Genomic DNA, 14,453 nt, shown 5'->3' with positions numbered 1-14,453 from the left:
GTCTGATTCGCTATGGATCAGGGCCTTCTTCCGTCATGAAAGTCTGCTCCATGCCCGCCTATCGCTCCCGCACCACCACTCACGGTCGCAACATGGCTGGCGCCCGTGCGCTTTGGCGGGCGACGGGCATGAAGGATGGCGATTTCGGCAAGCCCATTATCGCCATAGCCAATTCCTTTACGCAGTTCGTCCCCGGCCATGTCCATCTGAAAGACATGGGCAGTCTGGTGGCATCCGCGATCGAGGAAGTGGGCGGAATTGCCAAGGAATTCAACACGATCGCAGTCGACGACGGCATCGCGATGGGTCATGGCGGAATGCTGTATTCCCTGCCTTCGCGCGAATTGATCGCGGATTCCGTGGAATACATGGTCAACGCCCATTGCGCAGATGCCATTGTCTGCATCAGCAACTGCGACAAGATCACGCCGGGCATGCTGATGGCGTCCATGCGCCTGAACATCCCCGTCGTGTTCGTCTCCGGTGGCCCGATGGAAGCGGGAAAGATCAACGGTCCAGGTGTGACACGCAAGCTGGATCTTGTTGACTCGATGGTCGCGGCTGCCGATCCAGCCGTTTCTGACAGCGAGTCAGAACAGATCGAACGCTCCGCCTGCCCGACCTGCGGCTCCTGTTCGGGCATGTTCACTGCCAATTCCATGAACTGTCTGACCGAAGCGCTGGGCCTGTCCCTTCCCGGAAATGGCTCGCTTCTCGCCACACACAGCGACCGTCGCGAGCTGTTCCTGAGCGCTGGCCGTCTGGTCGTGGAACTGGCACGTCGCTGGTACGAACAGGACGACGCCTCCGCCCTGCCCCGCAGTATCGCAACCCGCGCGGCTTTCGAGAACGCCATGACGCTCGATATCGCCATGGGCGGTTCGACCAACACGGTCCTGCATCTTCTGGCTGCTGCCAGCGAAGGGGGCGTTGACTTCCACATGCACGACATCGACCGCCTGTCGCGCGGTGTGCCCAATCTGTGCAAGGTCGCTCCCGCCAAGAACGACGTGCACATGGAAGACGTGCATCGTGCTGGTGGTATCCCTGCCATTCTGGGGGAGCTGAATCGTGCGGGTCTGATCGACACAAGCGTCCCGACCGTCCACGCGCCCACGCTCGGCGATGCGCTGAAAAAATGGGATATTCTGAACGGAAATGCGGAAGCCGCCCATCTGTTCAAGGCTGCTCCCGGCAATGTCCGCACCGTCCACGCCTTCTCGCAATCCAGCCGCTATCACGAACTGGATCAGGATCGTGAAGCCGGTGTCCTGCGTGATAAGGCCCACGCCTTCTCGCAGGATGGCGGCCTGGCCGTGCTCTACGGTAACCTCGCCGAAGATGGCGCCATCGTCAAAACGGCAGGCGTTGAAGCCAGCATCCTGACTTTCACGGGAACAGCGCGCGTGTTCGAAAGTCAGGACGATGCCGTGGCGGCCATTCTCGGCAACCGCATCGTGGCCGGAGATGTCGTGGTTATCCGCTACGAAGGCCCCAAGGGCGGACCAGGGATGCAGGAAATGCTGTACCCGACGAGCTATCTGAAATCGAAGGGCCTCGGCAAAGTCTGCGCTCTGATTACGGATGGCCGCTTCTCAGGCGGAAGCTCGGGCCTGTCCATCGGACACATGTCCCCGGAAGCTGCCGAAGGTGGCCTGATCGGACTGGTCGAAGACGGCGACCGCATCGAGATCGACATTCCCAACCGCGGCCTGTATCTCGCTGTTGCAGATGCCGATCTCGCTGATCGGCGGGAGCGGATGAACGCGCGTGGCGCAAATGCGTGGAAGCCCGATCGCGAGCGCGTCGTTTCAAAAGCCCTTCAGGCCTATGCTGCCATGACCACGAGTGCAGCGCATGGCGCCGTCCGTGATCTGTCTCAGATCATCGTGAAGACGCGGACCTGATTGCGGTCTCAACGGCGTCCTGCAACTCCGCGGACGCCAGCATCTTGGATGCAACATGACCCGTCGCCGGAACGAGCGTAATCGTCCAGCCAAAGGGAACATTGAGCCTCTCAGCCTGTTCGCGGCCCTGGGCATAAGCCCATTGTCCGCGTTCAAGATGGTTTCGGCCCTGCCCCGCAGCGTCGGGAACGCGCTCTCCCGGTAGCGAAGGTGTGGTATCCTCTGCACCCAGAATAATTGCGATATTCCGTGAGAGATAGCGCTTAAGGTCCGGAAGACTGGCTGGTTCAGGCCAGTTATGAAATCCGTACGGAACAGGTGTCTCCGTCTCCGGTTCGACATAGGTGGCAGGATTCATGATGACCGTCATGACCTCCTCGCCAGGAACATACGCTTCGACCCGCTCCAGATATTGTGCCCCTGCGGAATGTCCTATCAGAATAATCGGAAGATGCGGTTCCTCGGCAACGCTGCGAGCCCACTGCTCCAGCGGTTTCATGTACAGGGAAGCTGGAGCCGCCCTCTGTGACAAAACCGGAAATCCTCCCCGCTGATATTGCTGGACGGGAAATCGCGATAAGGGAAAATTGGGCGCGAACACCAGACTGCATTCATGTCTGGCCAGCGGAATAGTGTTGTCGCGATACGTCGCGCTATCGCGCTCTTTGCCTGCCAGCACGATCAGGATCGCCCTGATCGTGCAAGATGCGGGTTTGAAGACCGAAACATCAAGATGCTCGCCCGCTATGGCGGCATGCTCAAGGCTTCGCCCTTCCGGCAGCGGTCTCGCTGCGGCCATTCCCGCCATAACGGCAAGAATGACGGCACCAAGGCTGACGGATGTTCTGAAGTCAGGCAAGGCGCCCCAGAGCCGCTTTGAGGCGAGCCAGATCGCTCTGGAATGACGTCAGACGGTCTCTGTTTTCTTCCACCACCTCCGGTTTGGCGCGAGCGATGAAGTCCGCATTGTCCAGCTTGCGTGTCACTTTGAGAATTTCGCCTTCGATCCGGGTCGCTTCCTTGGCGAGACGCGCCCGCTCCGCATCCAGATCAATCAGCCCCTCGAGCGGAATGAAAACAGTGGCTTCGTCGAGAACGATCTGCGCCGCATTACGGTGCGCATCCTCTCCCACAACTCCAACTTCCGAAACCCGTGCCATTCGGCCAATGGCTTCCGCCCATGTCTGCGCACGGCCCAGATTTTCCGCAGTCGCATCCCGCAGAAGCAACGGTGCTTTTTGTGATGGCGGGATGTTCATTTCCGAGCGTACGGTCCGCACATCACTGATCAGGCGAATAACCCAGTCCAACTCCGAACGGGCTTTATCTGCCCGATCAACCTGCATGGGTTCCGGCCAGCGGCTCTCTTCGAAAGCCCCGGCATAGCCCAGTTCCTTCCACAGCGTAGCCGTCACGAACGGAATAACCGGCTGCATCAGGCGCAGGATCAGCCCGAGAACATGTGCGCTGACAGCCCGGAGTTCGATGGTTTCCGCGTTCTCCGCAGCAAAGACAGGCTTCGAGAATTCCACGAACCAGTCACAGAACCGGCTCCAGACGAAACGGTAGCAGCAATTGGCATATTCATCGAAACGATAGGCCGAAAGCGCGCGCCCTGCTTCAGCCACCGCATCGTTGGCTTCCGTCAGGATCCAGCGCCCAAGCGCACTCTTGACGCTGGCCGGATCGAAGCCTTCCGTTGGTGTCGCCCCATTCATTTCAAGGAAGCGCGCAGCATTCCAGAGTTTTGTAATGAATGCGCGATGTTCCTCAACCCGCTTGCGCCCAAGCTTGATGTCCCGTCCCGGCCCTGTCCCCGCACAGATCGCAAGGCGCGTCGCATCCGCCCCGAATTCGGCAACGAGATCCAGCGGGTCTAGACCATTACCTTTGGACTTGGACATTTTCTGTCCTTTTTCGTCCCGGACCAGCCCATGAATCAGGACAGTCCGAAACGGAACATCGTCCATGAAATGCAGCCCCATCATCATCATCCGGGCGACCCAGAAGAAAATGATGTCAAAGCCTGTGACGAGCACACTGGTCGGATAATAGCGCGCCAGTTCTTCCGTCTTGTCAGGCCAGCCGAGCGTGGTGAACGGCCAGAGCGCGGAACTGAACCAGGTGTCCAGAACGTCTTCATCCTGTGAGAGCGCCACGCCCTCACCGGCCTGAGCCTGAGCTTCCTGCTCATTTTCAGCAACGTAAACCTTACCGTCCGTGCCATACCATGCCGGGATGCGATGTCCCCACCAAAGCTGGCGGCTGATGCACCAGGGTTGGATGTCGCGCATCCAGGCATGGAATGTGTTTTCCCACTGGCGGGGTTCGAAAGTGATTTTCCCGCTTTCGACCGCTTCTACTGCAGGGCCAGAGAGCGTCTTCGCATCGCAGTACCACTGAAGCGTCAAGCGCGGCTCAACAATGGCGCCGCCACGTTCTGCATGGGGAACCTGTAGTTTGTGGGGTTCGACCTTTTCCAGCCATTCCAGCCGTTCAAGCTCGGCAACGACCTGTTTGCGGCCCTCTTCACGGCTCAGACCGTGCAGGGTTTCGACAAATGCGAGCGAAGAGAGACCTTCGATATCCCGGAGTTCAGGGCGGATTTCTTCAATCCACAGACAGGCGGTTTCATCGAGAACTGTCGGGGTTGGCAGATTGTGACGTTTGCCGACTTCAAAATCGTTGAAATCATGGGCTGGCGTGATCTTGACGGCACCTGTGCCTTTTTCCGGATCGGAATGCAGATCGGCAACAACGGGAATGCAGCGTCCTGTCAGCGGCAGAATCACCGTTTTCCCGATCATGTCGGCGTAGCGTTCGTCCTCAGGATGAACCGCGACTGCGACGTCACCGAGCATTGTTTCCGGGCGCGTCGTGGCGACAGTGATGGCCCGGCCGTCTTCCAGCGGGTAGCGGATGTACCACATGGACCCTTTAGTCTCGTGGTTCTCCACTTCCAGATCCGATATGGCAGAGCGGAATTTCGGGTCCCAGTTGACCAGTCGTCGATCCCGGTAAATCAGCCCTTCCTTGTAAAGGGTGACGAAAACCTTACGGACCGCGCGGGATAGTCCCTCGTCCATTGTGAAACGCTCACGCTCCCAATCCGCCGAAGCGCCAAGTTTGCGAAGCTGCTGGACGATGGTCCCGCCATATTCCTGTTTCCAGTCCCAGACACGTTCAAGAAAACCTTCGCGTCCCAGAGCGGTTCTGCTGGTGCCTTCTTTGTCGAGAGCACGCTCGACAACCATCTGCGTCGCAATGCCGGCATGGTCTGTTCCGGGTTGCCAGAGGACATTGAAGCCTTCCTGACGTTTCCAGCGGATCAGCATGTCCTGAAGGACGAAGTTCAGTGAATGCCCGAGGTGAAGTGTTCCGGTGACGTTTGGCGGGGGAAACATGATCGAAAAAGGCTCACCGGGTCTGTCAGGGTGAGCCCGGAAAGCGCCGCTTTTCTCCCACGCGTCATAGAGGGCATTTTCATGGTCGGCGGGGACGAAGCTTTTTTCGAGCATGGTTATCCAGGACAGTCAGTACAGCAGGTGGAAGAATGCTCTTCCACCGTCCTTCTTACTCCCGCGGACGCAGACGGGCAATTTCTGCACGGACAAGAATTTCAACCAGCGACGGCAAGTGGGCGTCCAGCCATGTCCGGACCATGCTACGAACTTCGCTACGAACCATATCTTCGATCGTCAGGCCGCTTCCGCGACTGATGACTGTATCTGATGCCAGAGGAATCGTGCCGCTGAATGCGGCATGAAGCTCATCAAGAGAGCGTTCCGCCGCTGCGACCGTCTGGGCATTCATAAGGTCATTCCGGTTCTGCTCGCTTTCTGTATGAACTGCAGTCGTCGCTTCTGCCGTTGAAGGAGTGGCTGTTGAAATGGGAACGGTCGTTACAGAAGGTGATGGAGACGCCACCATCATGGAACTGTCGAGTGTCAGTTCTTCTCCTTGGTGTGTGCTGTCCTGTGTGCCCTCAGATGCCGCCGCCGGAGTGGGATCGTCATGAAGAATGCGCCTAATGGAACTCAGAACGTCCGTCATGGCTTCGCCGTCGTGTTGTTCATGCTGGTTCAAATCAGAAGAAGTCATAGATTTCGGATATTCCATTTTGTTTGAAAATTATCGGCCAGGCTGATTGATGGCGTAGTCGTTCATACCCCACAGCTTATTCTTGACCGCGTTATAATAAGCTTTTTCATCATAAAGCGGGACACCCAGTTTGAGGTCTACCGCTGTCAATCGGCCAATCGAGGCTGCAACCGCGTAGGAAGACGTGACAAGGTTCGAAAGGTGCTGAACAAGTGTTCTCTGGGATTGCAGCAGAGTTTGCTGTTGCTGGAGAACCGCGAGCGTAGTGCTTGTTCCGACAAGTGCCTGTCGTTCCACACCATCGAGTGCAATCACGTTTGCGGAAATGGCCATGCGATCACTGGAAATGGACTGTTTGTAAGCCACCATCTGCTGCCAGCTTGACGCTGCTTTCTGAAGGGCTGTTCTGCGCTGTACGTCGACTTCCCGATGGGCAGCCTGTGCATCCTGACGTGCTCCTCGGATTGCGGCGTATTCCGAACCTCCTTGATACAGAGGAATGGAAAATTCGATTTCGCCGAATTTATTATCCTGAAGGGAGTTGCCGTATCCTTGATTGACAGCGTGCTGGTAGTTCAGGCTTGCAGAGACCTTTGGCATGATCTGCGAAATCTGGACGGACACGTTGTCTTTGCGTTGAGCTTCAGCAAAAAGCGCGTTCACGACTTGAGGGTTGTTCTGCACGGCGATGGCAACGGCTTCCTGCTCACTGTGAACAGGAAGATTCAGCGGCTGAGGCGGCTCCAGGTTTGGATACGCTGCGATTCCGACGACTTGCAAATAGGTTGCCTGAGCGCTTTGGAGGGTTCCTTCGGCCTGTTGCCGTTCGGCAGTAGCGCTGGCGAGAGCTGCTTGTGCCTGTGCGACGTCGGTCCGGGTAATTTCACCAACGTGAAAACGCTCCTGGGTTGCCTCAACCTGTTGCTGCAGGACGTGTTCGTTGTTAATTGCGATCTGTAATAGCTGTTCGTCTTCAATAATGCCGACATAGGCGTTGACAACGTTAGTAAAGACGTCCTGCTCCGTCTGGATCAGATGGGCGCGTTCTGCCATGATTTGGTTGGTTGCGGCGTGTACGCCAGCAACTGTTTTTCCACCCTGATAGAGCGGCTGGGTAATGGTGACGCTTCCCGTATATCCGGGCGTTTGATAGCGCCGGGAACTGCCGAGATAGCCGCCGCTTGAAGCGTAATTTGTACTTCCATCATAATAAGTCAGATTCATGCCCGTCTGAACGGTCGGACGCCAGCCTGAAAGTGCGGTGGGAACCTGTTCATCTGTTGCTCGCAGATGGGCCCGTTCTTCCCGAAGCGTCGGATTGGTCAGATACGCTGTTGAGAGGGCTTCTTGCAGCGTGTGCGGAATAAAATTCGGTGAACCGCTGCCATCATATTTTTGGGCAAGAGCAGTTCCACTCAGGAGAAGCGACAGCAGACCCAACCCAAGAGGAGTCGTCAGTTTCGTCGCGCTATTGCACCCTGAAGTCATGAGAATTCCTGCTTTTGAAGTCTGCACTATATCACAGTGTTATGTGAATCAGTTCTTAATAGCCTGTTCGGGAGCAGAAGAAAAATCCTTCTGAAGATCAATTATCGGTCTTGACCCTTCGGGCGCTAAGAGAGATATAGCGCTTGTCTCCGTCGAGGTCCGGTGGCAGAATGGTGATGTAGCGGACTGCAAATCCGCGTATGTGGGTTCGATTCCCGCCCGGACCTCCAGAGACAATTTTACAAAATTACGGATTTGGTTTTGCGGCCTGAAATATGGCCACATCCTGTTCCGCCAGTCCGCCATCAGATTGTCTGGTGAATGATGATAATTACCTCAAACCAAGTCCTTTCCCCTTCTGTCATTTTCTTTCGAAATCGGACATTGTAGCTGGGGGTTGCTTGGATGGTTTTTCCATCGCTCTGTCAAAGCACGGAATTAAAAAACTAACGCGGCTTCCCTTTGCTAGGAAGCCAATTGCGTCGAACGCTATCTAAAAATTGGTCAAGATTTACGCAAGACGAATATTATTCGTTTAAAAATCTATTGCATTCATCCAATAATATGGCTACTGTAAAATAGGATTTGAGTAAATTTTAAATTAAATCTCTATCTAATAATTAGAAAAATTTACTTTGGTGAGGCATTAGACCCGCCCTTTTCCAAAACTTTCTTTGCCAAAGCCGCCCCAACCGGGCGGCTTTTTTTATGGAAAATCCCCATGCATGACACTGCCATCGTTCTGGCCACGGCGCTGCTGCGGCGGCCGGGGTTCGAGGGCTTTTGCGCAACGCCCTATGTCTGTCCGGCCGGGTACTGGACGATCGGGTATGGCAGCCGCTGGCTGACTAACGGACAGCCCATCACAGCCCGGACTGCTCCCATCGATCAGGCAACCGCTGACAGCCTCCTGCTCCAGACCGTAACGGCGCTCGATGCGGCGCTGTCCCGTCTGGTCCGGGTGGCGCTGTCGGACGTCCAGCGCGCGGCCCTGCTGTCCTGGCAATACAATGTCGGGACCGCCGCCGTCGAAAGCTCGACCCTGCTGCGCAAACTGAATGCCTCAGACTATGCCGGCGCGGCCGACGAGCTGCTGCGCTGGGACAAGGCCACCGTGCGTGGCCAGCTGGTCGAACTGCCCGGCCTGAAGATCCGCCGCACGCATGAGCGCGCGCTCTTTCTTGGACTCCCTTCTCCCCTGACACTGAAAAACAGGATCGTCTGATGGTTCAGAATTTCACGCCGCCCTGGAAGTCCGTGATCGACACAGGGATTCTGGCCGATCTGGTCAAGTCGACACAGGTTGCCGCAGCCCTTGGCAACAAGGTGGATGCAGATGGTGGGCAGTCGATCCACCAGTCGATCCAGTCCGGCGCGATCGATGCGGCCAGCACGCTTGATGGGGTAAGTGTTGCGGACGTGCTGGCTTCCAGCATTCGGTCCAGCGTGGCCTCGATCGCGGAGTTTCTGGCGCTCAGAACATCGCCGGCTGCGGTCATGCTGACGTCCTGGGACGGCACGGATCTGAGACGCGGCGCGGCAGGCCTCTTCATCCGGTCTCCGGGGGCGGGTGCGTCGGATTTCGGGACCGTTATCGTGACGGCTGGCGGGACCACGTATCGCCGCGTCTATCAGGGCGGGCTCAATCCGCAATGGTTCGGTGCCGTTGGTGACGGGAACAGTCACAGACTGTCCGGCTATTTTTCAACGCTGGCCGAGGCGCAGGCAGTCTTTCCGATTGCCTACAGTCTGGATCAGGAGTTCGATTTCGTCGCCATCCAGACCGTCTGCAATTCCGGCCAGGGCATCAGCTCGCCTGCGCTTCATTACATCATGTGCAATGACGCGGTTGCGCTGGACGACAATCCCCTGATCTGGATTTCGGGGACGTCCTTCGGGGATTTCACGAACTCCATCCTGGATTTTACGGCGCTGAAGGCCGTGAACACGGTTGTGGAGTATGTTGACGATCCCACGTTTGCGACCGGCAATGCCAGCGGCGCGTTCGTCAATGCGTCGATCTATTCCCCTGCCCAGATCACGGATGTCGTCTTCGAGAAGGGTATGGCGGTCTATACCGATCCACCGAACGCAACCCAGATCACGGGGTCCGTCTCGGGCGGCGTCCTGACCGTGACGGCTATGACGGGCAACCCTGACATCAAGGTCGGGGATCCTCTGTATGATTCGCAGTGGAAACTCGGCACGCAGACCACGATCACGGGCTTCGGCACCGGGACGGGTCGCACCGGCACCTACACCCTGTCCAACACCACCGCGACGATTGCCGCTTCTGACAACAACAACATGTCCACGGCAACCGGGCACTGGAACCAGTTCGGGCAGAAGCTGACGCTCCCCAAGGGGGCATATACGTTCGAGATCGAGTATTCCTGCACGCTCGGCGGGTCGTATGCCATGCTGAACAGTCAGCCGGGCAGCATCGGTCTGGGCATCAACAGCGGCAGCCCCGGATCGGGACAGTCCAGCTGGGTCATGCAGGGTCCGAGCGTCATCATAGCCAATCTGTCTGACGTCCCGGTGACAGGCTCGATTTCCGTGCCGCTGTATGTCCCCGAAGACAGTACGCAGTTCGTGGTCGTGTCCGTGTCGGGGTATGTAAACGCCACATTCACCCGGTTCTCGGTGACGAAGCTGAACCGGAATACGGCTGTTCTCTCCACGCGGGACGGGTCGACCTCACACTATCCTCTGGGGCTGCTGACCAAGGGGTTCGCCATCAACGGTCCGGGAAGAAATTCAGGCATCACCGGTATCTGGTACAATTCGTATGAAAACATAGACGGGACCGTCCAGAGTTTTCAGACAGGCAGCGTCAATTCATTCGGCATTGGCATCAACTACGGCAGCGGCGCGTATCTGTCAGAATACTGGGATTTTTCAGTCGGGGACTGCGGGATCTGTGTGCAGTTCCTGTTGGGCAGTATCAACGCCGGTGAAAACTACAGATGGTACGGCGGAAGTCTGGGGAACTCTGCCTGCATCATCAATAATCCGGGCGGCGGTGAATTTACCTTCTACGGCACGTCGCTGGATTATTCGGACCAGTGCATCATCAATAATACCGGACGCATCGAGACCCATGGCTGCCACATGGAAATGATGGGGCCATCTGCCTACGACAAGCCGCTTTATCACTGCAAAGGCAGCGGTGCGATCATATGCCACGGCGGCATGTTCCTCGGGGCAGGCAATCACGCGGACTTCCCCGGTCCACCGGTCTTTCTCGAAACCAACATGTCCCAGATGATTTTCCATGAGACGCAGCTTTACAATCTGACCTGTACGGACGGCAGGGCTTTGCGTGGGCCGGGGCAGCTTAAGATCCGGACGTCTGACAACACGGGCAACGCCAATGTCGGAACTTACAACAACTGGACCTCTGATCCGCTGGGTCTGGCCGGGTTCTTCATTCCGCAATCAAAAAGCGTCCTGGCGCTGAATGGAGGCGTCGGGCTGACGGGCGGTCTGTATTCCGAGGAGGTTGCGGGCATTGACCAATGGACGTCCCAGGGGGCCAGCGCCGCACTGTCGACGGACTACATGTTCAACGGCTATCCGGCGTCCCTCAAGGTTCAGACGCAGGGGCAGAGCCGGAACGACAGGATCGTCATCTGCGTCCCGATTGAGAAATACCAGTCCGGGAACATCACGCTCAACGTCCTGTTCCCTTACGACCTGTCGACGGGAGCCGTTTCAGCCAATGACGTCATGCCCACAGACGATGCGGATCTGGCGGTTCTGTATTTCCGCACGTTCTTTGTGCAGGTGATCGGGTCGGACCAGTTCGGGAGGGCCACTTTTGGCGGGGCCAATCTGTTCTGCGGAGAGGACGATATCCACGTTCCGAAAGCCGGTTATACCAAATGGCTCTCTCATGGGACGTCACCAGGATATCTGGGCATCCCCGTAAGCCCCGATCCGCTTTCTCCGGATGCGACAGGAGCCGGTGCGCCCGCATTCGCCACGCATATCGCGCTGATCCTGGACACGGAATCCCTTCCGAAATGCACCTTCTATATCGGCGCTGTAACCGCCAATCTGTATTGAGGACGCCAAAGATGAGACGGGTTCTTTTTTCTCTTGCTGCTCTGGTGGCTTTCATGGGGACTGGCGACTGTTTCGCTGACACCAGCGCACACGCCATCGCCCAGTGGGACATTTACGATCCCACCCTGTACGGGACCGTCAACGGCAATGTCACCTTCAGCGGCATGGTGCTGTTTCCGGATCTGGGGGCCGGGAATAATTCCCGGCAGGTGGCGACAACGGCATGGGTCAATGCGGCTATTGCCGCCAACGGATCAGGCGGCGGATCAGGCAGCGGATCCTCGGGGACGTTCTGCTCAACGACCGGGTGCACGTTTGAAGCGAATGGAGGGGCTGTAACGATCACGCCCTGGAATTATCAGGGTTATAACGCGCTCGCCCTGGGCGGAATGCTCACCATGAGCAACGGCAATGGAACGAATATCGGGTTCGGCTATCTGGATGACGGGAACGGCGCAAACCCGGTGTTCAATCTGAAAAATGCTGGCCTGAGCATGGACGGAGCTTTGACGGTTCGCCGACAGGAAACACCTGCCAGTTCGTCAGCAGCCTGCACCGCAGGCCGGTTCTATTTTGACGCAGATTACATGTATTACTGCATCGCGAGCGGCAAAATAGGCCGTCTGCCCTGGCAGACCGGCTGGTAAAACAGTCTGCCAACACACTGAACATCTCATATTGAAATGGAAAACTGAAATGGACTGGACAACCCTGTTCCAGACGGTCCTGCCTGCCTTTGCGTCTGTTATCGTAAGCTGAGGTCCTGCCACGATGGGTCAGGCATTATGCTAGTCAGTATAGGGGAGATGGAATTACAGGGAGTACCTCAACACCAGAAGGTTTTTTGAACCTTTTATTTCAAATCTGCGTACGAAATCCTATATAGATTTAAGTGATTTCTTAAAAAAATCGCAATTTATTGGATTTCCAGAGATAATCTCCGGAAATCCAAAATATCGGCGTATTACGGATGGGCTTCTGCGTATGCGGCAGCCGCTCCGAACAGGCCGGGCTGAGGGTGAGTAATGATCTTGACCGGCATTTCGGTCATCATGGTTTCAAAGCGACCTTTCGCGACGAAGCGTTCTGCGAATCCGGAATGGCCGAGGCTGTCCGCAAGACGCAGGCCCAATCCGCCCCCAATGACAACGCCGCGTGCTCCGTGAGCCAGAGCCAGATCGCCGGAGACGGCGCCCAGACTCAGGCAGAATCGCTCCAGCGCGGCAACGGCCACGGTATCTGACCCGTCGAGCGCGTTTTGCCACAGGGTCCGGTTATCACGCAGGGTGATAGGCCAGCCCTGCATTTCCGCAATCACTTCATACAGATTGGTCAGTCCCGGACCTGATACGATCCGTTCTGCGGAAACGCGACGAAAGCGCAGACGCAGGGCTTTAAGAATCTTGTCTTCCAACTCGTCGAGAGGAGGATAGTCCAGATGACCACCCTCGGTTTCCATCACGAAATACCGGTCATTGCGGCGCAGGAGGCACGCCGCTCCAAGCCCGGTTCCCGGCCCTACAATAGTGATGGCACCTTCGGTCGGAAGGTCGACGTCCGGTCCACACAGATGTTTCATGTAGGATGAATCGACCTGTGCCACGGCATGGGCCACAGCGCCGAAATCATTGACCAGTACGAAATTGTCGAGATGCAGGCGCGCCGAGAGCTGGCTGGGCTGAATGACCCAAGGATTGTTGGTTAGTTTGAGAATTTCTCCGCTGACCGGACAGGCGACTGCGATACCGGCTTCGCGCGGCAGTTCGCGGTTCAGGGATCGGCCGAATGTTTCCCAGGCCAGCGCCAGACTACCATGTTCCGCACATTTCAATGTCGTGGCCTCACCTAATGTGATGACCTTGCCATCCTCGATGGTCGCGATTGCAAAACGTGCGTGCGTTCCACCAATATCGACGGCGACGATTTCCCTCATGGCACCTCAAATCCTCTGGCGATGCTGGCCGGCGGCCCGCGCTTTTTCCATGTGCAGCAGTTGCCTACCGGTTCTGCCGCGTCAAGTTCCGGATGTGATGGAAGTCGTAATTCAGTGAGTTGGGCGCTGTCGGACTTCTGCGGTCCGCAGAAGTCTGTGAACGATGGCGCGTGGCACGAGCATTTCAAGGAACCGGGCGATGGCGAAAGGCCACGGAAAAAGAAGATGCGCCCTTCCCTGCCCAATCGCGCGGGCGATCATGCGTGCTGCGCGTTGAGAAGATACGAGGAAAGGCCGCGCTCCTTCGAGACGCTGGCTCATTGGTGTGTCGACATAGCCCGGGGAGATCAGCGTCACTGAGACATGATGCGGGGTCATGGCAGCGTGCAGGGCTGTGCTGAAGCGGGCCAGACCAGCTTTTGAGCCACTATAGGCCGTAGCAATCGGAAGATCATGGAAAGCGGCGACAGACCCTACCAGCGCGATCCGGCCTTCTTTGCGGACAGCCATGCGTGAGGCCATCTCGGTGGCGAGGGTTGCAGGGGTCGTGAAGTTGACGAGAGAGATGTCATGGACCTGTTCGGCTGTTTCCGTCAGGGCGCCTTCGGGGCGGATATCGCCCAGCCCGGCTCCCAGAATCAGGATGTCGATTTTCCGCTCATCGTCCGCTTTGCGCAAAGCAGCCAAGGCGTCGTCAGTGCGGCACAGATCGAGGGACAGGATGCCTGCCGAAGCTCCTCTGCGGACCACCTGTGTGGCGACGTCTTCAAGCCGTTCGGGATTACGGCCCCAGAGCGTCAGATGCGTTCCTGGACGGGCGTAGTGGAGCGCAAGAGCGGCGCCTATACCGCTCGATCCGCCGGTAATGAGAACGTGAAACGGGGTGTTGTAAGAGGAAACAGAAGTCTCTGGCATGGAAAACCGCTTTATTCGTGGTCGGATCGGGGCTGGAA

Annotated in this window: 10 protein-coding genes and 1 tRNA gene; 5 read left to right on the top strand and 6 right to left on the bottom strand. The window is 57.1% G+C overall.

The genetic code is table 11. The annotated features are described in order from the left end of the window. The first annotated feature begins 50 nt into the window (after window positions 1-50). On the top strand, window positions 51-1,907 hold the full coding sequence (gene ilvD, locus HKD21_RS05075) for a dihydroxy-acid dehydratase (protein WP_194254532.1): 1,857 nt from the start codon (window positions 51-53) through the stop codon (window positions 1,905-1,907). On the opposite strand, the gene HKD21_RS05070 is transcribed toward ilvD, so the two are convergent. Genes HKD21_RS05070 through HKD21_RS05055 form a run of 4 tightly spaced genes read right to left on the bottom strand, consistent with a single transcriptional unit; the run spans window position 1,885 to window position 7,496 of the window. Further along, the gene (locus HKD21_RS05070; protein ID WP_194254531.1) at window positions 1,885-2,766 is read right to left on the bottom strand and encodes an alpha/beta fold hydrolase; all 882 of its coding nucleotides are present in this window, start codon (window positions 2,764-2,766) and stop codon (window positions 1,885-1,887) included. The genes ilvD and HKD21_RS05070 overlap by 23 nt on opposite strands. Then, window positions 2,759-5,425: a valine--tRNA ligase gene (locus HKD21_RS05065; RefSeq protein WP_194254530.1), complete on the bottom strand. Its 2,667-nt coding sequence runs from the start codon at window positions 5,423-5,425 to the stop codon at window positions 2,759-2,761. The genes HKD21_RS05070 and HKD21_RS05065 overlap by 8 nt, the downstream gene beginning before the upstream one ends. A 55-nt stretch (window positions 5,426-5,480) precedes the next feature. Next, a complete protein-coding gene (locus HKD21_RS05060; protein ID WP_194254529.1) occupies window positions 5,481-6,008 on the bottom strand; it encodes a DUF2497 domain-containing protein in 528 nt (175 codons plus the stop codon). Between the two features lie 30 nt (window positions 6,009-6,038). Further along, a complete protein-coding gene (locus HKD21_RS05055) occupies window positions 6,039-7,496 on the bottom strand; it encodes a TolC family outer membrane protein (protein ID WP_194254528.1) in 1,458 nt (485 codons plus the stop codon). Window positions 7,497-7,652: 156 nt separating this feature from the next. Here HKD21_RS05055 and HKD21_RS05050 point away from each other — a divergent pair. The 4 genes from HKD21_RS05050 to HKD21_RS05035 all read left to right on the top strand — a co-directional run bounded on the left by HKD21_RS05050 (window position 7,653) and on the right by HKD21_RS05035 (window position 12,214). Beyond that, window positions 7,653-7,726 (top strand) — tRNA-Cys (locus HKD21_RS05050). 491 nt (window positions 7,727-8,217) lie between these two features. Beyond that, the gene (locus HKD21_RS05045; protein ID WP_194254527.1) at window positions 8,218-8,721 is read left to right on the top strand and encodes a lysozyme; all 504 of its coding nucleotides are present in this window, start codon (window positions 8,218-8,220) and stop codon (window positions 8,719-8,721) included. After that, a complete protein-coding gene (locus HKD21_RS05040; RefSeq protein WP_194254526.1) occupies window positions 8,721-11,567 on the top strand; it encodes a hypothetical protein in 2,847 nt (948 codons plus the stop codon). Before HKD21_RS05045 ends, HKD21_RS05040 begins: the two co-directional genes overlap by 1 nt. 11 nt (window positions 11,568-11,578) lie before the next feature. Beyond that, window positions 11,579-12,214: a hypothetical protein gene (locus HKD21_RS05035; protein ID WP_194254525.1), complete on the top strand. Its 636-nt coding sequence runs from the start codon at window positions 11,579-11,581 to the stop codon at window positions 12,212-12,214. A gap of 317 nt (window positions 12,215-12,531) precedes the next feature. Here HKD21_RS05035 and glk read toward each other — a convergent pair whose 3' ends face one another. Continuing rightward, window positions 12,532-13,500 carry a glucokinase gene (gene glk, locus HKD21_RS05030; RefSeq protein WP_194254524.1) on the bottom strand — a complete coding sequence of 323 codons (969 nt, stop codon included), beginning with the start codon at window positions 13,498-13,500 and terminating at the stop codon, window positions 12,532-12,534. Window positions 13,501-13,611: 111 nt separating this feature from the next. Further along, a complete protein-coding gene (locus HKD21_RS05025; protein ID WP_194254743.1) occupies window positions 13,612-14,415 on the bottom strand; it encodes an SDR family NAD(P)-dependent oxidoreductase in 804 nt (267 codons plus the stop codon). Between the last annotated feature and the right edge of the window lie 38 nt (window positions 14,416-14,453).

The organism is Gluconobacter cerevisiae, assembly GCF_015244675.1.
Taxonomy (GTDB): domain Bacteria; phylum Pseudomonadota; class Alphaproteobacteria; order Acetobacterales; family Acetobacteraceae; genus Gluconobacter; species Gluconobacter cerevisiae.
Note: the sequence above shows the minus strand (reverse complement) of the source record. Positions and strands in the feature narration are given on the sequence as shown.

Bases quoted from the DNA above. Each gene is read 5' to 3' on its own strand.
- ilvD (WP_194254532.1), top strand. From the start codon at position 51: ATGCCCGCCTATCGCTCCCGCACCACCACTCACGGTCGCAACATGGCT.
- HKD21_RS05065 (WP_194254530.1), bottom strand. From the start codon at position 5,425: ATGCTCGAAAAAAGCTTCGTCCCCGCCGACCATGAAAATGCCCTCTAT.
- HKD21_RS05060 (WP_194254529.1), bottom strand. From the start codon at position 6,008: ATGACTTCTTCTGATTTGAACCAGCATGAACAACACGACGGCGAAGCC.
- HKD21_RS05055 (WP_194254528.1), bottom strand. From the start codon at position 7,496: ATGACTTCAGGGTGCAATAGCGCGACGAAACTGACGACTCCTCTTGGG.
- HKD21_RS05045 (WP_194254527.1), top strand. From the start codon at position 8,218: ATGCATGACACTGCCATCGTTCTGGCCACGGCGCTGCTGCGGCGGCCG.
- HKD21_RS05040 (WP_194254526.1), top strand. From the start codon at position 8,721: ATGGTTCAGAATTTCACGCCGCCCTGGAAGTCCGTGATCGACACAGGG.
- HKD21_RS05035 (WP_194254525.1), top strand. From the start codon at position 11,579: ATGAGACGGGTTCTTTTTTCTCTTGCTGCTCTGGTGGCTTTCATGGGG.
- glk (WP_194254524.1), bottom strand. From the start codon at position 13,500: ATGAGGGAAATCGTCGCCGTCGATATTGGTGGAACGCACGCACGTTTT.
- HKD21_RS05025 (WP_194254743.1), bottom strand. From the start codon at position 14,415: ATGCCAGAGACTTCTGTTTCCTCTTACAACACCCCGTTTCACGTTCTC.